Here is a 21434-nt window from a genome sequence, read left to right on the forward strand (position 1 = left end):
CCTTAAAAAGCACCAGCTATCACTGGGATATGCCAGCAACTAATGGTATATTCGGTCTTGTCTACTAAAAACTACCAGCTCCGCTGGCTAACCCACGCTACAAAGAGATTCAGATGGACGATCAATCATTAAAACAGCAAGCTTTGTATTATCACGAATTCCCAACCCCAGGGAAAATCAGCGTTACACCTAGCAAGCAGCTGGTCAACCAACACGATTTAGCCTTGGCGTATTCACCTGGTGTCGCAGCACCATGTCTTGAAATTGAAAAAGATCCTTCAAAAGCAGCGCTTTATACTGCACGTGGGAACCTTGTTGCCGTAATCACAAATGGTACTGCCGTTTTGGGTCTAGGTAATATTGGTCCACTGGCTTCTAAACCTGTCATGGAAGGTAAAGGCGTTTTATTTAAAAAATTCGCAGGTGTTGATGTATTTGACATCGAAATTGCAGAAAATAATCCTGACAAAATTGTCGATATTGTTGCTGCATTAGAACCGACTTTTGGTGGTATCAACCTTGAAGACATCAAGGCACCAGAATGCTTCTATATTGAACAAAAACTTCGTGAACGTATGAATATCCCTGTGTTCCACGATGATCAGCATGGTACATCCATTATCGTTGGATCTGCTTTACTGAATGCTTTGCAATTGAATGGCAAAAAAATTGACGAAATTAAAATCGTCGCTTCAGGCGCAGGGGCTGCGGCTCTGTCTTGCCTAGATTTACTTTGTGCCATTGGTGCAAAAAAAGAAAATATTATTGTTGCAGACTCACGAGGTCTACTTACAACAAAACGTGAAGGTCTAGACGACTCTAAAAAACGTTATGTACAAGATGTTGAAGGCACTCAACTGGCTGACGTGATTGCAGGCGCAGACATGTTCCTCGGCTTATCTGCTGCGGGTATCTTAACCAAAGAAATGGTTAAAGTAATGGCGAAAGATCCGATTATCTTCGCACTTGCCAACCCAGATCCTGAAATTCTGCCTGAACATGCACACGAAGTTCGTGATGACGTGATCATGGCAACAGGTCGTTCAGATTATCCAAACCAAGTGAACAACGCACTTTGCTTCCCTTACATTTTCCGTGGTGCTCTTGATGTAGGCGCAACCACTATCAATGAAGAGATGAAAATTGCATGTGTATATGCGATTGCGCGTATGGCACACATTGAAGCAGATGCGGCATCTTATGGTGAAAAATCTGCATCTTTTGGTCGTGATTACTTAATTCCACGCCCACTTGATCAGCGTCTGATTTTAGAAATTGCACCTGCTGTTGCACAAGCGGCCATGGATTCAGGTGTTGCAAGTCGTCCAATTCAAGACTTCTCTGCATACCGTCAACGTCTTTCTGAGTTTGTTTATAACTCAGCACTGATGATGAAACCTATTTTTGCTCAAGCAAAATCTGATCCGAAACGTATCGCTTATGCTGAAGGTGAAGACCTACGCGTACTTCGTGCAGTACAAATTGCGGTCGATGAAGATCTTGCAAAACCAATCTTAGTTGGTCGTACTGCGGTTATTGAAGCGAACATTAAAAAGTTAGGCTTACGTCTTGAACATGGTGTGAACATCACTATTGTCGATCAAGAAAAAAACCCTGACTACGAATTGTTTGCAGATGACTACTACACACTTATGCAGCGTAAAGGTGTAACACCTGAATATGCACAACGTGAAGCACGTCGTCGTTCGACCTTGATCGCATCGATGTTAGTGAAACATGGTAAAGCAGACGGGATGCTATGTGGTACGTATTCAAGCTACGACATTCACTTAGACTTCGTTAAAAACATCATTGGTAAAAAAGAAGGTCACAACTCTTTCTTTACATTGAATGCTTTAATGCTTGAAGACCGTAACCTGTTCATTGCTGACACTTATGTCAACACCAACCCAACAGCTGAACAGCTGGCTGAAATGACAATTTTAGCCGCTGAAGAAGTACGTCGTTTTGGTATGACACCGCGTGTTGCTCTACTTTCTCACTCAAGCTTCGGTTCAGATCAAACTGATCCAAGCGCGCAAAAAATGCGTAAAGTGTTTGAGATTTTGACTCAAATCGCGCCAGAACTTGAAGTTGAAGGTGAAATGCATGCGGACGCGGCATTGGATGAAAACATCCGTAACTTTGCATATTCAAACTCGCGCTTCAAAGGTTCTGCGAATCTATTGATCATGCCAAACTTGGATGCAGCCAACATTTCATTTAACCTGTTGAAATCAACTTCAGGTAATAATGTTACCATTGGCCCTATCCTACTTGGCGCAGCGAAACCAGTTCATATTCTTACACCGACAGCAACAACACGTCGTTTAGTGAATATGACTGCGCTGACTGTAGCGGAAATTCAAGAAGCGGAGAAAAACGGCGAATAATTGTTTGTCGTTATACACGTATCTTGTGACTTGAGAAAACCTTTATTCTGTAGCATGATGGCTGCAAGAATAGAGGTTTTTTCATGCAAGTTTATTTAGTAGGCGGTGCGGTCCGAGATCAGCTTCTGGGTCACCCCTATCACGAAAAAGATTATGTAGTTGTCGGTGCAACGCCTGAACAACTGCTTGCCCAAGGTTTCCAACCTGTAGGTAAAGATTTTCCTGTTTTTTTACATCCTGAAACCAAAGATGAATATGCACTTGCACGCACCGAACGTAAGTCAGGGCATGGTTATCATGGCTTTGAGTTTTATACCGACAGTACCGTTACCTTAGAACAAGATTTAATTCGACGTGACCTTACCATCAATGCCATCGCCATGGATGATGAAGGCACACTGTATGACCCCTATGGCGGCCAACGCGATTTAGAACTCCGTGTTTTACGACATGTTTCTAATGCTTTTGTCGAAGACCCACTACGCGTCCTGCGTGTTGCACGATTTGCTGCACGTTATAAAACCCTAGGATTTACGGTGGCCGAAGAAACGTTGGCACTGATGCAACAACTCGCGGACTCGGGTGAACTGGAGGCACTAACCCCTGAACGCGTTTGGAAAGAAACCTCTCGTGCTCTGATGGAAGATCATGCCGATGAATACTTTGAAGTGCTACGTCGCTGTGGTGCTTTAAAAGTACTTTTTCCAGAAATCGAGGCACTTTACGGTATTCCACAGCGCCCTGAATATCACCCTGAAATTGACTGCGGTATTCATACCATGATGTCATTACAACAAGCGTGTCGTGCCAACTACGCACTGGATGTTCGTTTTGCTGTTTTGGTACATGATTTAGGCAAAGCTTTGACACCTGTGGATGAGCTACCGCGTCATATTATGCATGAAGAACGTGGGGTCAAACCTGTGACTGAAGTGTGTGAACGTCTAAAAGTCCCAACGCAGATGAAACAGCTCGCAATTACGGTCTGTAAAGAACATTTAAAATGTCATCAAGCCCTGACCTTAAAACCAGGCACTTTGTGGCGCTTACTACAACGCTTAGATGTACTACGTCGTCCAGAACGGGTTGAAGCCTTTGTGCAGGCCTGTGAATGTGACTCACGTGGTCGTTTAGGGCTTGAAGATCGTGAATACCCACAGTCTGCATATATTTTAAAGGTGATGGACGTGGTGCGAAATATCAAAGCACAGGACCTACCTGCGGATATCAAAGGCCCTGATATCGGTGAAATGCTGATTGAACGTCGAATACACGCAATTGGAGAACTGAAGGCTCAATACAGTTAAACCTTGATCGACTCAAATAAAGCGCCACAATCGGCGCTTTATTTAATTTCACTTAAGAAATGGATGCGGGAAAGGTAATCACCTTTTCCAACTGCATGTGTTCAGTTGCAATCATTAACAAACGATCCACACCTAAAGCAATACCTGCACATGCGGTCATTTGAGGCAAAGCAGCCAATAAAAACTCATCGATTGGCATCACATGTAAGTCTAACTTTTCACGTTCAGCATTATCGGCTTCCAAACGTGAACGCAACACCTCCGCATCGATCAACTCATCATATGCGTTAGCGAGTTCCAAACCTTCGATATACAGTTCAAAACGTGCCGCAACCAATTCACCGTCTTCATCCGTTTTAGTTTTGGCAAGCGAGGCCAACTCTGGTGGAAAATCAGTTAGAAATACGGGCGTATCAAAACCTAGACTTGGTTCTACAAAATGTGAAAAGAGCAAATCGATATAGCCAAGTCGGTCATCGCCCAAGTCCAAATTTAAACCCACGCGATTGCAGCAGTCTTTTAACTCTTTCAAACTGGCTTGCAGTGGGTTCAAATCTAAACGATCCATAAACGCATGCTTATAGCTCAAAATGGTAGGGCGAACCTCACCAAAACGCTGCTTTAATGTGACATTCAATAAGTCTGTCACTTCAAACATCAAATCCTTCAAGCTGAAATTCGGTCTATACCATTCCAGCATGGTAAATTCACTATTGTGTTTACGACCATGTTCATCATCACGGAAAACTTTACAGATTTGATAAATCGGCCCACTACCACTGGCCAATAAACGCTTCATGGCAAACTCAGGTGAGGTCTGCAAATAATGTGTTTGTTGCTTACCTTGTACATGGCGCTGCGCTTGAACCGAAGTCAAATGCACATCGGTCACACCAGCTTGAGATAAAATCGGGGTTTCAACCTCAAGCACTTCACGTTCAGAAAAAAACTGGCGAATTTGGCTATACATTTGCGCGCGAGCACGCATGGCTTTTAAGTCACAGGTTGGCTGATAATGGATCACGTCCTGACTCATGCCTTCGGCCCTCCGTGTGCAGCCCATTCACGGCGTAATGGATAAGTTTTTCTTAAATGATCAAAGGCTTTTTGGTCAATCATTCCCTCTTTTAAGCAAGCACGTAAAGCGTGATCATCTCGTAAAATTGGATAGATTTCATTTAAATGCTGTTGAAGTGCAGATTTTAAATCTTGCCCTTCAAAATACTGCGCGCACACAGGCAACTGTGACTCGAAACTTTTATGTGCTTCAAACTGAAAGGTTTTACAAAAGGCTTCATAGATCATTTGTGTACCACGCGCTTTACCTTCTAAGCTATAACCTGCGATATGTGGCGTCACTAGACTCACAGCTTTCAACACTTGTTCAGAAATCACAGGCTCATGTTCAAAGACATCTAATACCACTTTGCGCTGTGTTTTTTCGATGTTGGCCAATAAAGCTTGCTCTTCAATTACAGGTCCACGTGCAGAATTAATCAATATTGCTGTCGCTTTCATCGCAGCCAACGCTTCGGCGTTGAACAAATGGTAGGTTGGATGTGGTCCTGTTTTGGTTAAAGGCACATGCAATGAAATTGCATCGGCAGTACTTAATAAGGTATTTAAATCGACTTGCTGAATCGTATTTTGCTGTACAAAAGGATCATGACCGATCACATTCCAGCCCAATAGTTTGGCCATATAAGCTAAGCGAGAACCGACATTTCCTAGGCCAACGATCCCCAAAGTAAAATCATCCTCAGAGTTCAGCAATGCTGGCTTCAGATGGAGCAAAGCCGTAATCACATATTCAGCCACCGCCTGCGCATTACAACCTGCGGCATTCGCCCATTGAATATTCTGTTTTTCAATAGCGTCAATATCTAAATGGTCTGTACCAATGGTTGCACTACCCACATATTGAAGTGTGGTGTTATTGATTAATGCTGGATTGACTTGAGTTACAGAACGCACCAACAGTGCTTTGGCATCTACAACATCGGCATGGGTTAAAGTACGCCCTGCTTTGTGCTCAACTTCACCAAATTCGGCAAAAAAATAATCGGTAAATGCGAGATTTTCATCTGCCACGATTTTCATAATGACTTCCAACGCTTTGTTGACTCTATGATAACCGTTGCACAAGCTCAACACTATGTTGCTCTGCAATACATCTGAATAAACAGTCACAATGTTTCATCTAAATGGTGAAAAACTGAATCCTTGAAAGATTGGTTTTATATAGATTGACTTCATTCAAAAGACTAAACAATATGAAGCCAACTCAGTCAATCTGACGACCGTACACATCATTAAACAGATAATTCAATACTGTTAGAAAAAAACCTTCTCCCCACCATTTCAGAGAGAAGGCAAAACCTCAAACGAGCAATAAGCTAGATAAATTATTTAGATTTGTATGAGAGTTTCACACCCACTGCATATCCGGTATTGTCTTGGAAATCACCAACAATACGACGGTCTGAAGTTTCACCTTTGGCATCACCAAACCACATATAGCGACCGCCTAAGCTAAAAGCCAATTTTTGATTGATATTATATTTAGCAGCCAAACCCGCACCCCAATACCCGTTCACAGGACCTAAAGTTGGAGCTGGGTCACCCGCACCAGAGTCCCATAAACCAGAGACTGCGATTGCTAAATTTGGCGACAAACGTTTGCCGAAACCAATTTCGACAGCCAATTGGTCTTCAGAATAATCAACTAAAGGTAGACCTTTACCCAAAGCTTGTGTCGTTGCTGCTTTGAGTACAGCGGGATAATAAGCAAAATCACTCCATGGCACATATCGAACTTTTGCATAAACTGCTGTAGTGGCATTTAGACCCGTTTGCAGGTTTAAATTCACAGACTCAGGGGTCGTGATCGTACCAGAGTTACTGTGCGAATAATCCCCTGCAAATACAATATCCGCCAAAGGTACATCTTCATGAATGGTGGCTTTATGCTCAACTTCTGAACGGTACGTTAATGATGCCAAAATCCCCTTTTCAGGTTTGGCATAGCTTACACCCGCAACCCAACCTACAGCCATATCATCAAAACGGTTGTTATAACCACTATTCTTCGCGTAGGTAAAACCACGTAAATGAACATCTGCCTGAAGTTGTTGAAGTGCTGGGCCAGCATAAATCATGACATTTTTATTCAGATTATAACCAAGTAGAGCCGTAAGATTTCTCGACTTTACTTCCACACGCGTATAGGCATCTGAAGCTGGTAAATCTGTCGCAATAAAGTTATTTTCACCAGAGAACTTTACCTTTGCACCAAAGGGTTCATCATAAATCATCGCAAGACGAAAATTCGGGTTTAAATCTGTTTTGACTGCATAATTGAGTAACTGAAAATCTTCAGCCATATTGGAAATCGAATGCCCACTTGCATCTGTGCCTGTCACATCTGGTGACATATGTGTATAACCCACTTCTGCATAGGTGCCAGATTCAAATAAAGCATCAATTTGTTGAGGCGTACGTTCAAGGCCTGCAGCATAAATTTGGCCTGCACATATGGACAGTATCGCCCCAATGAGATACTTCTGATTCAATTTCATTTCTATTCCTTTAGTTACGTTTTAAAACAGCAAGTGGCAAACATTCCTATGAAAAGCACTCACCATATTTGATTAAATCTTGGATGACTTAATCCTTTTTGTTGGCCTCAAACATGTATTAAGGCGTATAAAACCTGATGACTTTTATGGCGTATTTGTGAGGAGATAAGCTGTGTTTAGAAGTACACATTTCAGTGTGAATTGGATTTGAAAATTGATAATGGCGGTTCTGTTCTTCTGATTCATCATAGCTATTCATCCTTTTAAGCTTTGTTCTCTTGTAATCCGCTACAAGACTTCTCTATCTGTGTTATTTTCGAATTTTCTATCTCGTTACTATCATTCGATTTCACATCGATCTTTTTTAAATATGCTTTAGATTTTAAAGAAACCCACAATCATCCTTAATCGTGGGTTTCTTTAAAACATGACTTACGATTTTCACTCTGAGACGGAGTATTAAATCTGCTTGAGAAGATTAACAGTCTTAAAGCACAGAGCAACCATGCGAAAGAATGGTTCTAGAATGGTTTAGCAGAATAAATCATCAAATAGAAAGGTTTTAGGTGCAGCCACAGTCCGTAGCAGCACCTTATACAGAATGTATTAAATCTATTGTTTAAATTTCGACCATATCAAAGTCAGCTTTACAGACTCCACAGTCAGGACACGTCCAGTTTTCAGAAACATCTTGCCATGGTGTACCCGAGGGGATTCCCTCCTGTGGCCATCCGAGCTGCTCATCATAAATCCATCCACAAACTAAACATTGATAGCGCTTCATGTTGCATCCTCATCTATAAGGGATGACTGAGAGAACAATCCTGCAAACTTCTGCTGAATCTTCTATTTGGCTTTAGGGTAAATATTCATTTTGCTGAAATCGCCTGCATAATGCTCCACCACCCGTTGATCCATCAATTTAAACCACCACTTTGGAATCAGTGCCGGTAATATCATGGCCCCATAACCTGCTGGAAGCTGCGGTACGTCTTCATAGTTTCTCAGGGTTTGGAAACTTCGCGTTGGATAAGCGTGATGGTCAGAGTGGCGCTGCAACTGATATAAGAACAGATTCGTCACCAAGTTGTTATTATTCCAACTATGTTCCGGTTGGGTGCGTGCATATTGGCCATTTTCAAGCTGCTCCCGCTTTAAACCGTAATGCTCAATATAATTTACGACTTCAAATAACGTAATACCATACAAAGCTTGAGTGGCTTGGGTGACCGCAATATTTTTCCCAAAACATTTTAACATCGCCGCATGATAAAGCCCTGACATAGCCCAACCTTGCAACAACTCATTCTTGAGTGACCAGAAACCAAGACCTTGGCGCTCTAAACGTCGAGTTTCAATTTCAACTGCCGACTTAAAACTACCCACAACCGTTCTCGGCCAAAACTGCCAAAAAGACTCGCCCATTTGCGAAGAGGCAGGGTCCTCAGGTGTCGCCACACGGCGATGGTGCCCATAAGGATGCTCAATCCGAAAATGATTATAAGCCGTCGGTGCCAACGCCAAATGCGACAACATTTGTTCTAATTTATTCGGTTTATGACTCAGCTCATGTGCAGTATTAATCGCGACACCATTCAATACACCCAATAGTGTGCCAATAAGCACACGATCATGCGTTGGAGTGCTGTCACGACTAGCGAGGTATAAAGCATAAAAATTGGCACTGTATTGCAGTGGAATAAACAACTTCACAATACGTGCATAGTAAGGATCGGCCTCTAGGGCTGCAATTGCAGCATCGGGTGGGTTTTCGCTGTCCTCACCAATCAATTTGTCTAACGCTGGCATGACCACGTGCATAAAAATCGGGCCTGTAGAGGCAAACACCGAACGCAGTTTTTTGGGGCCAAACTGATAGCCAGCCAAAGCACCCATAGCAATACACGGGTAAGCCAAACCAAATAACCATAAATGCCGTTTTTTATCCTTAAACTGATGTTCACTGTGCTGGTGCTCAAGCAAGGTCAGTGCATTCATGCGGAACTCCTTTTTATTTTAGATAGAACGCTTGCTCATTATTGGTAAAATCAGTTGTTATTCTTATTCATTTTCGGACATTATATATTCAAAAAAGGACATCACTTTAAAAATATGAATCCTCACATTCCATCTATTCCAGCCCGATATTATTTACGTTTGCTCCCTTTATTGCTGGAACGTCAGATGGATTTAACTGAACTTTTTCAGCTGTTAGGAACGGATTTGAGCAGCTATGTACAACAGGAAGATGCCAAGCTTTCGCTAGCACAAATTGAAACCTTGGTCAGCTATTTACTTAAATTTCCAGAAAACCGTGATTTGGCCTTTGAGCTCGGTCGCTCCTTAAAATTGAGCGCGCATCATTTGGTTGGCTATGCCTTACTCAGCTGTGAAAATGTCATGCAGGCCTTAGGCGTGATGTCGCAATATTTCAGCTTAATCATGCCGAACTTTCGACTAAAAGTGACTGAGTTAACAAACGTCGTGGTTTTAGACATTCACCCGCTGCAAGCCATGAGCACGCTCACATTGAATTTTCATTTAGAAGCCATTGCAGTGGGTTTTTGCAGCAGTTTTGCTGAATTGCTCAATCAAAACGTTAAACCCTATGACATTCATTTATCCATGTTTCAACCGACTTATGTACAAGCCATACAGCAACTCAAACCCGCCCAATTTCACTTTGGTACACTCATTCGTCCTAGCATTAAAATCTTTATTCAAGCGGATAATTTAGACACGAAACTCCCCAAAGCAGATGCATTTTCATTGAACATTTTGGAACAACAGTGCCGCGAACAACTGAAACAAATCAGTTTAGATGGAGAGATTATTGACTGGATCAGCATGATGCTCCGCGAAGCATCTCCTCCGCCAAGTTTTGAAGACTGTGCACAAATGTTGAATGTCTCAAGTAAAACCCTGCAGCGCTACTTAAAAAAGCAGGATGCCAATTTTAATACCATTCGTAAGCAGGTCATTTTAAGCCGTGCTGAGCATCTGCTGATGCACACCAACAAAAGCATCACCGAAATTAGTTTTGAGCTGGGCTACTCCACGGCAGCGAATTTTTGTAGGACATTTAAAGCTGAATTAGGTACCACACCACAGATGTATCGGCTAAATTCCACGCCGAAGATAAGCTGACCTTTGTAGTTTCAATAAAAGACACTTTAATAAGAGTTCATACCAAATAAAACAATGATTATCCTGCCAAAATAAATGTCGCAATGCCTGCTGGTTTTTATTTCAATATCAATAGTAATTTGATATATAACTGTATAATAAAACAGATTTTAAATTTATTTTTTGGGGCAAGGATGCGCGAAACTGATCACGAAATTATTCAACTTTTTCAACAACACGTTCACCCGCTTTCAAGCAAACTCACCGAAATGTTAAATGAACATTTCTCCCACCAAACAGAACGTCGTGGTTGCGGCTATACGCAGGCGACACGTGTTTTAGCGGACTATATTAACAGCCCCAGACTCAGCCAAGATTTTGCTGACTTAAAACTGTTTGACCAATATGAAACCAAGACCTTAAAAGTATTGCTTGAGCAATCGCAGTACATGATTTCAGATTGGCATAATTTAGATTTGAATGAGAAAATTCAACCGCTGCTCACAACCGAAAACAGCTCTGAGTTTGCTCAGCAAGTGCAACGTCAGCGGCAGTTACAACTACAATTACGCAGTATCACCGCACAAGCGCAACTGGAAGAAACTCAAATTTTGTGCCAACTGATTGCCGATATTATTCTCCCGCAAAGCACGGCGAAAACAGGTTTGGTTGAGCTCAAAGCCTTGGCTGAAAAACCGAAAGTCGGTTCTTGCCCCATGGCTGAAAATTTCTTTCTTAAAATTGCCCATGGCCGCGTCTTAAGACAGGGCGAACTCAATATTTTTGTCGATGAACAACAGCAGCCCTTATTGCTGGAAAAACTCAATATGGGAGATGATCATTCCTGTATTAGCCTAAAACCGATCCTGATGAATGGGGTGTGTTTGCCTGCGGGTTCATTGTTCTCAGTCAACTATGATCGCACAGCCATTCAAAACAAAACTCAAAACCAGCAATATAAAGGCTATGTGATCCCCTATTCTGAGATCAACGGCTTTTGGTTTTTAAGACTCACGACCTTAGCCATTTCTCCTGAAAATCGCGCACGTGCTTTTACAACGCATTATCAGCAGCAAGTTGAAAATGGTTTATTTAGTCCGGGAACCACATGCCTACAACAATTGGTTGATGTCGCGACCGCGCAAATACGGAACTAAACGCATGTTACAGGTTTGCTACTCACCGGATTATTATGCTCAGACCCATACCAACAGTATGGAAAAACTGAGCGCTGTCGCCGATGCTTTAGATCCGCTTGGTATCGTGCAGTTCCATCGCCCTGAAAAGCTCTCCATAGATATTTTAAAACAACTGCATGATCCGAAATATGTCGATGCTTTTGACATAGGGTTCCCTGAAAAGTTAGCCACGTTCCAAGGTTTTAAGCCTTGGAATACTCAACTGCGTGATGCGGTTTACCAGATTAATGCAGGGCAAATTCTCGCAGCAGAATTGGCATGGAAATATCAAATTTCAGCCAATATTGCACAAGGCTTCCATCATGCAGTTTACGAACATGGTGGGTCTTTTTGCACCTTTAACGGGCTAGCTTTAATCGCACAACAGTTTCCAGATAAACGTATCTTCGTGCTGGACTGTGATCAGCATGGCGGTAATGGTACGGCAGAATTTACCCGCCGTTTTGACAACTTTTTTAATTATAGTATTTATGGGCTGGCCTTTGGCTGTCCGACCTACGAACGTTCAGAAACCTATCATGTGCATAAACATCAAGGGAACTTCAGCCAATACATTTTAGCAATCCATCAAGCGTTTCAACGTGCCTTAGACTGGAACGCTGATTTAATTATTTTTCAGGCGGGAATGGACTGCCATCAAGATGATCCTTGCGGGTCATCATGGTTCAGCACAGAACTGATTGAAAAACGAGATGAAATTGTATTTCGCTTGGCCAAAAAGCATCAACTGCCTTTGATGTTTGTTTTAGCTGGCGGCTATCAAGCCCTGCCAGAGTTGGTCAAGCTACATGTGGGAACGTTTCAAACCGCTTATCAAACTTACTATGCTGAATAAAAAATGCCAGCATATTGACATACACTGGCACAGATAACTCGGCTATTTAATTAAGAGAAATCAAGCTCTTTCTCAAAGCCTTTTAACTCATAACGCGCCATCGCTAAGTTAGACTTGGTACGGTCAAGTACCAAATATAAAAACAATGTTTCATTGCTATCAAGCGGACGAATCAAATGATATTGCTTACCCAAAGTAATCAAAATATCTTCAATATTATCGTTTAATTGTAATGCTTTCGCAACTTTACGCTTAGAACGTACAACTTCAGTATTACCTGCTGCTGCTAACTCTAAGTCTACACCACTCCCCTGAGTCGCAAGTGCTAAGCCACTATCACTGTCTACCAGTGCAGCAGCAACAAAACCATCAATCCCTGTTAACGTATCTAAACTAACACGTGCCATCTTATTCTTACCTCTAGTTATAGGGTTACCCCAAAAAATTTAAAGACCTAGTTTTTTACGCAACTTTCCAATAAAACCGCGTAATTTATTCATTTGCCCTGTTTCTACTTGTTGTGTATCTACCTGATACTTCACTTCATTTTGATCGATAAACTGACCTAATTGCAGTAGAACAGCACATGCTACAAAATTCAATACCCTTTCATTACTTAAATTTAAGGACTGTTTTACTTGATCAATTTGTGCGCCTTGTGAGAAGCATGTTGCCATCTTCAAAAAGTCACGACGTTGTAAATCTTTTTCAAACTGAGGCCATATTTCAAGCCTAAAGTTCTGATTCAAGTTGACTTGCGGTAACTGAATCGCAGACGAAGCATTCACCACTTTCCACAGCCAAATTCTTAGGTCATAAACATCTTTATCTTTAATCGTATCTTGGGCCAACTGCGCAGTTGCATACGTTTGGTTCAAGGTCTCATTAAACTGAATCTCTTTATTCGGCTCGACCCAAACACGTTCGGTCCGCGTATCGACCAAAGCGAGAAAACCATGGGCATCGAACAACTGAATATAGCCATTACGTGGTGTAAAAATTTCGCTAAAAACCTGTGCCGTGGTCATTACTGGGTTCAGCACTGTAGGCATAACAGATTGAACAGGCATAATGACTTCAAGCGTTGACTTCACGGGCGCGGTAAGTTCATGTTGTGACAATAATTTTCTAGATAACCAATCGTGCAAATGCTCTATGTTTGAAAATGGATAGAACAATTGATCTCCGACAATGTGCCCTGCATTTTCAACCTTTTTGACCAGACGCAAATACACAATGTTTTGAATAGTCAGCAACTTTTGAATGCCAGGTGAATTAAAAAAGACATCATTGACCAGCAATAAATCGATTTTTTGCTCAGCAAGATTGACCCATTTCACATTCAAATTTTCAGGTAAAGACAGTAAAATTTGTTCTTTTATTTGCTCTAACGAGTTTAAACTTAAACCAAATACTGCAATATTTAATACGTTTTTCATGCCTAAACCCACGACAACCTCACCCTTTAAATCACGGCATCACGCCGATTGATATAATTAAAAATCAAAAAATATAGAATTTCTTATGATGCAAGGCTGAGCGGCGCACTGCTTAATCGTGCACTTAACTCTTTGTAGTAATACAGCATCTGCCCCATCAAAATATCTGTGTGGGTGACCGCCACCATGACCATCGGATGCTGTGGGTGGTGGACAGCCGTTAAAAACACTTTGCCATTGTCCGCATCAAGAGTAATGGTTTGGCAGCCCAACAATTGAATTTCTGTAATAAATGCATTCACCATAGCCAAGATGGAGCTGCTAACTGCTGCAATTTTTCCTGTATTGTCGATATTTTTCTTTGAAGCCAAAGCAAGCTCAAAACCATCCGATGAGCACAACATCACAAAGTCAATGCCTGTAACGGTATTTAAAAAACGTTGTAACTCGATATGGGCAGACTCAATCAGTGCTTGCGGAATTTCACGTGAACTATTCATTTATCCTACCTATGCAACTGCAGATTCAGCTTGCATTTCTATTGTTGCAATTAGTGTTTCAATCATCAGTAAAACATCATCTTGTTCACGCGCATCAACGGCAAACAGCGGAAATTGTTTTTGATGGATCTGCATCCAATCACGGTAAATTTTGAGCTTATGCTGATCTTCTTGATCTAAATGCGTAATGCCAACCACCACATTTGATCCATACTGCTCAAATGCTTTTAAATAAAACTCTAAATCCTTTAAACGATCTGCTTGGCTATGATCGATTAAGATCACGATTCCCATTGCACCCTTGCAGACAATAGACCACATAAAATCAAAACGATCTTGGCCTGGAGTACCGTACAAGCCTATCTGCGTACCGTCTTCAAGGCTAATTTCACCGTAATCAATACCCACAGTCGTCAAAAATTTATGGTGCGCTGCAGTATCAGTGTTTACTGCTTCTGTCGTCACGACAGGAATATCAGACAATGCTTGAATGGCAGCAGATTTTCCTGCCCCCATGGTTCCCCCGAAAACAATTTTGTACTGCTGTAGTATCATCAAGAAGTCCCAAGAACAATAAAATGCCTAATGCATCACATTATATTTAATTTTATTGACAAAAAACATCAAATTTTAAACCATTTAGTAAAATCCACTTACATATTTCCCTACTTTTTGTATACCTTTTGAGCTTTTTATACAAACGTATACTATTTAACTTAGCTTAAGTATCTGTCTTTTCTTGTTATTTAAATTAAATAATAAGAATCATACTCAGTTAGGGCGTTATTGGCATTTTTTACCAAGCAAAATTCAATCTATAACTTAGATCAAAAAATACATTTGAAAGATTTTTTCCAATCAATAAAACAAGAAACTTCACGTTTTCCTATGTTTAGTCGATGGTTTCTTCGCTCAATTTCTGTATCCAAACGTCATGAACTGATTTAAACGAAAGGTTACGTGTCGATTTTGATTCTTTATTCAGGCTTGAACTGCACTCTTTGGCTTATTCGAATAAGAGATAAGTTTTTTCTAGTGGCTTATTTTCATTACGAAATAAAACTGGTAAAGCTCATCAGAGCTGTAATCACGATGAACTTTGAAGAGGCTTGAATGTTCGATGCATTTATCTCACTAATATTCTAACCATAAAAAAATCCTCCAAAGCATTGGAGGATTTTCGGTGCTGATTGAAAGCAAACTTACACTTGCTCACTCGCCTGACGCTGTTGTCGTGACGCTGGCAAAAGTTCTTCGAACCTCTGCATCAGTTCAGAGTTTTCAGTCTGCCATTTCGGCTGCTTGTCTTTATCAATCAGCAAGGCACGGACACCTTCAAGCATGTCACCCTGCTCAAACCAGATATCTTGTAAATCACGTTCCAACTGCATGCACTGTTCTAACGATAGCCCACGCCCTACATGCTGAAGTTTTAGGCTGATTTGCTTGGCCAACAAAGAACGCTGTTGTAAGTTTGCTAAGATTTTTTCAGCCCAATCCATATAATCACTATCTAATGTATTGGCAAGGCTGTATTCAATTTGAGCCAATTCAGCATGAGAGAAATGCTGGCGAATCGCATCTTCATACTGTTTTAATTCACTAGGCGCAGGTTCTTTTAAATAACGCGCAATGGTCTGCTCAATCGATTGTTGGGTTAATTGCGCGGCATGTCCCAGTTCTGTTTGTAACTGCTGTAACTGTTCACTCGGCACCAAGTAATCAATTAAATCTAAGTGCAAAGCATCACTACTGCTGATCTGTTCACCCGTAACAGCCATGTACACACCGATATCGTCTAAACGAGACAGAAAATGGGTTGCGCCCACATCGGGGAAAAAGCCAATCGCGGTTTCTGGCATGGCAAAACGTGATTTTTCACTGCTGACAATAATCTGGCAAGCTTGTGCCAAACCAAAACCACCACCCAAAACATAGCCATCTAAAAACACCACGACAGGTTTCGCATATTGGCGTAGGCTCTTCAGCATGTGATATTCATCTGCAAAATAGCGCTGATAATTGGCGGTTCCATTTTGATAACTGTCATAGAGGAAACGAATATCCCCGCCTGCACAAAAGGCTTTCGGGCTATTGGATTTAATCAAGACGGCTTGAACTTGATCGTCCTCACGCCATTGTTCTAGCTGCTGGCTAATACCATGAATCATACTTAAGGACAGTGCATTCAGATGACTCGCGCGATCTAGCGTAATCACACCCAAATGTCCTTGGAGGCTGATCTGTAAATTATTTTCCATGCGCAGACTCCTTATTTATTGATTTTTAAATTGGGCTGGACGCTTTTCCACAAAGGCTTTCATGCCTTCTTTCTGGTCAGCTGTGGCAAAGATGGAATGGAAAGTACGACGCTCAAAGCGTAGCCCCTCACTCAAACTCACTTCAAAAGCACGATTAATGCTTTCTTTAATCATCATGGTGGCAGTGAGGGATCGTTGCGCAATTTTTTCCGCAGCCTCTAAGGTATAGGCCAATAATTCTTCTTTCGGTAGCACACGCGCCACTAAACCACTTTGCTCGGCCTCAACCGCGCCCATTTGCCGTGCGGTTAAACACATCTCCATAGCTTTGGCTTTACCCAATGCCAACGTTAAACGCTGTGTTCCGCCAATACCTGGAATCACACCGAGTGTCACCTCAGGCAAACCAAATTTGGCATTGTCCGCACAATAGATAAAATCGCACATCAAAGCCAATTCACAACCGCCCCCCAGTGCATAGCCACTCACCGCAGCAATCAACGGTTTACGACGCTGCGCAATCCGATCTGCCAAATGGAAAAAATCATCAAAATAGATATTCGGGAAATTCAGCTCTGCCATTTCTTTAATATCGGCACCTGCTGCAAAGGCTTTTTCCGAACCCGCCAATACCATACAGCCAATTTCCGCGTCGCGTTCAAACTGGTCTAAGGCTTGGTTAATTTCAGTAATCAGTTGACTATTCAAGGCATTCAACGCTTGAGGACGGTTCAAGGTAATCACCCCGACGCCTTTACGCTTTTCAACTAGAATCGTGTCCCACTGTAAATCTTCGATGAATGTTTTTTCCCACTGCATGTTGCGATCCTTCTTTTATAGACCAATGCACATATCTCTTTAAAATCTCGTGATTGTTGACAAGTGCAAGAGTCAGTTTTTTCGATATTGGCTTTATAAACTACGGGCAATCACTAAGCGTTGAATATCACTAGTGCCTTCGTAAATCTGACAAATTCGGGCATCACGATAAATCCGCTCTATCGGGAAATCTTTCAGATAGCCATACCCCCCAAAAATTTGTAAGGCATGCGAACAAACCCGCTCGGTCATTTCAGAGGCAAATAGCTTCGCCATCGAAGCTTCAGTTAAACACGGTTGACCCGCTTCTTTTAAACGCGCCGCCTGATGTACCAACTGTCGTGCCGCGGCAATTTCTGTTGCCATACTGGCCAGTCGGAACGATACCGCTTGCTGTTCAAAAATGGGCTTCCCAAAAGCTACACGCTCCTTGGCATAACGCGTCGCTTCCTCCAAAGCGGCACGCGCCAATCCAACAGCCTGTGCGGCAATCCCAATACGTCCACCTTCCAGATTCGACAAGGCAATTTTTAAACCTTCGCCTTCTTTGCCGAGCAACATACTTTTGTGCACACGCACATCAGTCAAGGCAATTTGACAGGTGTCAGAGGCATGTAAACCCAATTTTTCTTCGACCCGAATCACTTCATAACCCGGCGTATTACGCGGGACTAAAAAGGCACTCATGCCTTTTTTCCCTGCGCTCGGATCGGTCACGGCAAACACGATAATCACGCCTGCATTGTGCCCTGAAGTAATAAATTGCTTGGCACCATTGATGATGTAATGGTCACCATCTTTCACGGCGCGGGTTTTAATGGCTGCGGCATCGGAACCTGTGTGTGGTTCAGTCAGTGCAAAAGCGCCAATCATTTCCCCTTTGGCTAAAGGCACGAGGAATTGCTGCTTTTGCTCCTCAGTACCAAATTTCAAAATCGGCACGCAACCCACTGAATTATGCACACTCATAATGGCTGAAGTTGCACCATCCGCAGCCGCAATTTCTTCCAATGCCAGTACATAAGCCAAGTTGCCTGTTGCTGAACCACCCCATTCTTCAGGCACCAACATGCCCATAAAACCCAATTGCCCCATTTGCTGTAAGGCTTGCGCAGGAAAAGTTCCCTGTCGATCCCACTCACTGGCATTCGGTTTAATTTGTTCTTGGGCAAAACTTTTTGCCATGTCCTGAATCAGGACTTGTTCTTCAAAAAACATACCTTGTCGATCCCACTCACTGGTATTCGGTTTCATCTGTTCTTGGGCAAAACTTTTCGCCTTGTCCTGACTCAGGACGTGTTCCTCAGTGAATTGCATAAATCCTTTCCTTACAATCTCTTCAATTTAAACAGTAGCCGCAGTTTGTTGTTTAGCAATTTCCTGATTGCGCAGTAAAAAGCGTTGAATCTTCCCACTTGGTGTTTTTGGAAGTTCAGTCACAAACTCAATCAAACGCGGATAGGCATGGGCAGATAAGCGTTTTTTCACAAATTGGCTCAGTTCATTTTCGAGTTCAGTACTGGCTGCACTTTCACCCGATAAAATCACAAAAGCTTTTATGACTTCTGTACGCTCAGGATCAGGCACACCAATCACGGCTGCTTCAATCACTGCATCATGCTCTAGCAATGCACTTTCCACATCAAAGGGCCCCACGCGATAGCCTGAAGTGGTAATCACATCATCACTGCGTCCGACAAAACTCATGCTGCCATCGGCATGCATTTCAGCGGTATCACCCGTTAAATAATAATGTCCAATAAAGGGTGATTTACGACTTTCTTGATAACCGCCAAACCACATCATCGGAGATTGGCTAATATCCACCGCTAAAATTCCCGGACTATCTGCACCGAGTTCATTGCCCTGTTCATCTAGTGCCACAACACGATAGCCGGGACTGGCAAAACCTGCCGATCCTGCTCGAACCTCGTGTTCCAATGCATGATGATTACACACCACCATCCCGACTTCAGTTTGACCATAATGGTCAAAGATCGGGGCATTTAATACTTGTTTGAACCAGCGAAACACTTCAGGATTTAATGGCTCACCTGCACTGCTGACGACACGAAATTTGCCACGGAGTTTCGCCATTTGCTTCGGGTCAGCCGCCATCATCATGCGGTAGGCTGTGGGTGCACCTGCCAAGTTATTCACGCCATAATCCTCAACGATCTGGCATAGGCTATCTGCGGTAAATGCGCCTTCATAAAAAATGGTTGGATGCCCCAATAAGAGCGGGCCAGTAATGCCGTAATACAATCCATAGGCCCAACCCGGATCGGCAATATTCCAGAACGAATCTTCAGCTCTTAAACCAATCGCATCTTGCATATAGGCACCAAATGCAATCAGCGCTTTGAGTGGCACTTGCAAGGGTTTAGCAGGGCCTGTCGTGCCTGAAGTGAACATCAACAAGAACGGATCTTGGATATTCATCATCACCAATTCGCACTGATCAGATTGGCGATTGACCTCTGCCCAGAAACTATAATCCCCCTGATACAGTCCTGTGCCTTTAGCTCCCGTGATCGTCACAATGGCAGGGCAACCATCTACGTCCTGTAATTTGTCACGATTGCCAACATCAGTTACTACCAGTTTGCTCTGCGCCAGTTGTAAACGGTGCTCAATAGCTTTCGGGCCAAATGCTGTAAATAAAGGTTGATAGACTGCACCAATTCGCCATGCCGCTAAAATGGTAATAATCAGCTCAGGCGTGCGTGGCAATAAACCCGAAACACGGTCACCTTTGTTTACCCCTTGCGACTTTAAAAAGTTAGCAAATTGGCTGGCACGTTGTTGTAACTCTCGAAAAGTATATTGCTCTTTACGACCATCTTTACCCTGCCAAAACAAAGCAATTCGTCCTGGCAAAGCATGCCGATCACAGCACTCATAACACGCATTCAGCGCATCGACTGAACCTGATAGAAACCGTTGCGCAGCCTGCTGTAAATCAAAGCTTTGCTGCGCTTGTTGATAATTTGAAGTCATCCTTTCACCTCAGTCACATTTTTTGTTATTCACGACAAGGGTTTTTTATCGGGTGCACTCATTGCACCCTTTCATTTCTTTTGAATCAACTTTCTCGGGGTAAGTATTGCTGGATAATGCTGGAAAAATCTAAATGCGCATTGCCTTGCAAACACAATTGTTGATACAACTGTTGCGCCAAACCACCGAGCAATACAGGTTGCTTGACTTGGCCTGCCGCTTCAATGGCCAAACCTAAATCTTTGAGCATGAGTTGTGAGGCAAATCCATCGGTATAGCCACGTCCTGCGGGTGCATTTGGGCTAATATCTGGCCAAGGATTACAGATTTCCGAACTCCAGCAACGGCCACTTGAACTATTGATCACCCCTGCCAGCGCATGTGTATCAATGCCCAGTCGACTGCCCAAAGCCATACCTTCTGCCACGGCCGCCATAGAAATACCGAGAATCATGTTATTGCAAATTTTAGCAATTTGCCCTGCTCCCACCGCACCACAGTGCACCGTGTTTTTGCCCATAAAGCTTAAAATCGGCTGCACACGCTCATAAGTTGTATCATCAGCGCCGACCATAAAGGTCAAGGTGCCCGCTTTAGCACCAATGGTGCCACCAGAAACAGGCGCGTCACAGACTTGAACCTGATGATTCAAGCCCTCAGCAGCAACATCTTTAATGGTTTGCGGGTCGATGGTACTGGAGTCAATACAGAGACTACCTGCCCGCATCACCGCTAGAATCCCCGTTTCACCCAAATACACGTCACGTACATGCTTGGCTGCGGGCAACATACTAATCACCACATCTGCTTGCTCAGCCGCCGCTTGCGGGCTGTCACAAACAATCCCACCACTTTCGGTAAACTGTTGTAAGGCTTTTTCACTCAGATCATAGCCCAACACTGTTTGCCCTGCTTTGAGCAGGTTCTGTGCCATCGAACCGCCCATATTCCCTAAACCAATGAAAGCTATCTTCATC

General features: G+C 42.8%; 18 protein-coding genes and 1 pseudogene. 5 read left to right on the top strand and 14 right to left on the bottom strand.

Annotated features, from left to right (window positions below):
* The first annotated feature begins 113 nt into the window (after window positions 1–113).
* Window positions 114–2393 carry an NADP-dependent malic enzyme gene (locus tag WH214_RS09715; protein WP_339421166.1) on the top strand — a complete coding sequence of 760 codons (2280 nt, stop codon included), beginning with the start codon at window positions 114–116 and terminating at the stop codon, window positions 2391–2393.
* An 83-nt stretch (window positions 2394–2476) separates the two neighbouring features.
* On the top strand, window positions 2477–3700 hold the full coding sequence (locus WH214_RS09720; RefSeq protein WP_339421167.1) for a multifunctional CCA addition/repair protein: 1224 nt from the start codon (window positions 2477–2479) through the stop codon (window positions 3698–3700).
* Between the two features lie 52 nt (window positions 3701–3752).
* Here the strand turns inward: WH214_RS09720 and epmA are convergent, their stop codons facing one another.
* The 5 genes and pseudogenes from epmA to WH214_RS09745 all read right to left on the bottom strand — a co-directional run.
* Window positions 3753–4736, bottom strand: a complete 984-nt coding sequence (gene epmA / locus WH214_RS09725) for an EF-P lysine aminoacylase EpmA (RefSeq protein ID WP_339421169.1) — start codon at window positions 4734–4736, stop codon at window positions 3753–3755.
* Window positions 4733–5800 (bottom strand): 4-phosphoerythronate dehydrogenase, encoded by a 1068-nt coding sequence (locus tag WH214_RS09730; RefSeq protein WP_339421171.1) that lies wholly within the window; start codon window positions 5798–5800, stop codon window positions 4733–4735. The genes epmA and WH214_RS09730 overlap by 4 nt, the downstream gene beginning before the upstream one ends.
* Before the next feature lie 305 nt (window positions 5801–6105).
* On the bottom strand, window positions 6106–7278 hold the full coding sequence (locus WH214_RS09735; RefSeq protein WP_339421173.1) for an OmpP1/FadL family transporter: 1173 nt from the start codon (window positions 7276–7278) through the stop codon (window positions 6106–6108).
* A gap of 619 nt (window positions 7279–7897) precedes the next feature.
* Window positions 7898–8062 carry a rubredoxin gene (locus WH214_RS09740; protein ID WP_339421175.1) on the bottom strand — a complete coding sequence of 55 codons (165 nt, stop codon included), beginning with the start codon at window positions 8060–8062 and terminating at the stop codon, window positions 7898–7900.
* 65 nt (window positions 8063–8127) lie between these two features.
* A pseudogene (locus WH214_RS09745) lies at window positions 8128–9276 on the bottom strand (alkane 1-monooxygenase); the annotation flags it as partial.
* 114 nt (window positions 9277–9390) lie between these two features.
* Between WH214_RS09745 and WH214_RS09750 the strand changes: the two are divergent.
* From WH214_RS09750 to WH214_RS09760, 3 genes are all read left to right on the top strand, one after another.
* Complete coding sequence (locus tag WH214_RS09750; protein WP_339421177.1) at window positions 9391–10425, top strand: helix-turn-helix domain-containing protein; 1035 nt, start codon at window positions 9391–9393, stop codon at window positions 10423–10425.
* A gap of 173 nt (window positions 10426–10598) precedes the next feature.
* Window positions 10599–11561, top strand: coding sequence for a hypothetical protein (locus tag WH214_RS09755; protein ID WP_339421179.1), 963 nt, complete (start codon window positions 10599–10601; stop codon window positions 11559–11561).
* A gap of 4 nt (window positions 11562–11565) precedes the next feature.
* Window positions 11566–12438, top strand: a complete 873-nt coding sequence (locus WH214_RS09760; RefSeq protein ID WP_339421181.1) for a histone deacetylase — start codon at window positions 11566–11568, stop codon at window positions 12436–12438.
* A 50-nt stretch (window positions 12439–12488) separates the two neighbouring features.
* Here the strand turns inward: WH214_RS09760 and WH214_RS09765 are convergent, their stop codons facing one another.
* The 9 genes from WH214_RS09765 to mmsB form a co-directional block, all read right to left on the bottom strand.
* Window positions 12489–12845 (bottom strand): hypothetical protein, encoded by a 357-nt coding sequence (locus WH214_RS09765; RefSeq protein WP_004693972.1) that lies wholly within the window; start codon window positions 12843–12845, stop codon window positions 12489–12491.
* Window positions 12846–12884: 39 nt separating this feature from the next.
* Complete coding sequence (locus WH214_RS09770; protein WP_339421183.1) at window positions 12885–13877, bottom strand: hypothetical protein; 993 nt, start codon at window positions 13875–13877, stop codon at window positions 12885–12887.
* Between the two features lie 83 nt (window positions 13878–13960).
* A complete protein-coding gene (locus tag WH214_RS09775; RefSeq protein WP_004693977.1) occupies window positions 13961–14377 on the bottom strand; it encodes a roadblock/LC7 domain-containing protein in 417 nt (138 codons plus the stop codon).
* A gap of 9 nt (window positions 14378–14386) precedes the next feature.
* A complete protein-coding gene (locus WH214_RS09780) occupies window positions 14387–14932 on the bottom strand; it encodes a GTP-binding protein (protein WP_339421187.1) in 546 nt (181 codons plus the stop codon).
* 647 nt (window positions 14933–15579) lie between these two features.
* Entirely contained in the window at window positions 15580–16644 is a 1065-nt protein-coding gene (locus WH214_RS09785; protein WP_339422934.1) for an enoyl-CoA hydratase/isomerase family protein, read from the bottom strand.
* A 9-nt stretch (window positions 16645–16653) separates the two neighbouring features.
* Entirely contained in the window at window positions 16654–17457 is an 804-nt protein-coding gene (locus WH214_RS09790; RefSeq protein WP_339421189.1) for an enoyl-CoA hydratase, read from the bottom strand.
* A 93-nt stretch (window positions 17458–17550) separates the two neighbouring features.
* Window positions 17551–18675: an acyl-CoA dehydrogenase family protein gene (locus WH214_RS09795; RefSeq protein ID WP_339422935.1), complete on the bottom strand. Its 1125-nt coding sequence runs from the start codon at window positions 18673–18675 to the stop codon at window positions 17551–17553.
* 126 nt (window positions 18676–18801) lie between these two features.
* A complete protein-coding gene (locus tag WH214_RS09800; RefSeq protein WP_339421191.1) occupies window positions 18802–20457 on the bottom strand; it encodes an AMP-binding protein in 1656 nt (551 codons plus the stop codon).
* Window positions 20458–20542: 85 nt separating this feature from the next.
* A complete protein-coding gene (gene mmsB / locus WH214_RS09805) occupies window positions 20543–21433 on the bottom strand; it encodes a 3-hydroxyisobutyrate dehydrogenase (protein WP_339421193.1) in 891 nt (296 codons plus the stop codon).
* Between the last annotated feature and the right edge of the window lies 1 nt (window position 21434).

It is taken from the genome of Acinetobacter sp. MYb191 (genome assembly GCF_037572605.1).
Taxonomy (GTDB): Bacteria; Pseudomonadota; Gammaproteobacteria; order Pseudomonadales; family Moraxellaceae; genus Acinetobacter; species Acinetobacter johnsonii.

Bases quoted from the DNA above. Each gene is read 5' to 3' on its own strand.
- WH214_RS09735 (WP_339421173.1), bottom strand. From the start codon at position 7,278: ATGAAATTGAATCAGAAGTATCTCATTGGGGCGATACTGTCCATATGT.
- WH214_RS09795 (WP_339422935.1), bottom strand. From the start codon at position 18,675: ATGTTTTTTGAAGAACAAGTCCTGATTCAGGACATGGCAAAAAGTTTT.
- WH214_RS09780 (WP_339421187.1), bottom strand. From the start codon at position 14,932: ATGATACTACAGCAGTACAAAATTGTTTTCGGGGGAACCATGGGGGCA.
- WH214_RS09755 (WP_339421179.1), top strand. From the start codon at position 10,599: ATGCGCGAAACTGATCACGAAATTATTCAACTTTTTCAACAACACGTT.
- mmsB (WP_339421193.1), bottom strand. From the start codon at position 21,433: ATGAAGATAGCTTTCATTGGTTTAGGGAATATGGGCGGTTCGATGGCA.
- WH214_RS09770 (WP_339421183.1), bottom strand. From the start codon at position 13,877: ATGAAAAACGTATTAAATATTGCAGTATTTGGTTTAAGTTTAAACTCG.
- WH214_RS09765 (WP_004693972.1), bottom strand. From the start codon at position 12,845: ATGGCACGTGTTAGTTTAGATACGTTAACAGGGATTGATGGTTTTGTT.
- WH214_RS09760 (WP_339421181.1), top strand. From the start codon at position 11,566: ATGTTACAGGTTTGCTACTCACCGGATTATTATGCTCAGACCCATACC.
- WH214_RS09775 (WP_004693977.1), bottom strand. From the start codon at position 14,377: ATGAATAGTTCACGTGAAATTCCGCAAGCACTGATTGAGTCTGCCCAT.
- WH214_RS09720 (WP_339421167.1), top strand. From the start codon at position 2,477: ATGCAAGTTTATTTAGTAGGCGGTGCGGTCCGAGATCAGCTTCTGGGT.
- WH214_RS09750 (WP_339421177.1), top strand. From the start codon at position 9,391: ATGAATCCTCACATTCCATCTATTCCAGCCCGATATTATTTACGTTTG.
- WH214_RS09715 (WP_339421166.1), top strand. From the start codon at position 114: ATGGACGATCAATCATTAAAACAGCAAGCTTTGTATTATCACGAATTC.
- WH214_RS09740 (WP_339421175.1), bottom strand. From the start codon at position 8,062: ATGAAGCGCTATCAATGTTTAGTTTGTGGATGGATTTATGATGAGCAG.
- epmA (WP_339421169.1), bottom strand. From the start codon at position 4,736: ATGAGTCAGGACGTGATCCATTATCAGCCAACCTGTGACTTAAAAGCC.
- WH214_RS09790 (WP_339421189.1), bottom strand. From the start codon at position 17,457: ATGCAGTGGGAAAAAACATTCATCGAAGATTTACAGTGGGACACGATT.
- WH214_RS09730 (WP_339421171.1), bottom strand. From the start codon at position 5,800: ATGAAAATCGTGGCAGATGAAAATCTCGCATTTACCGATTATTTTTTT.
- WH214_RS09800 (WP_339421191.1), bottom strand. From the start codon at position 20,457: ATGACTTCAAATTATCAACAAGCGCAGCAAAGCTTTGATTTACAGCAG.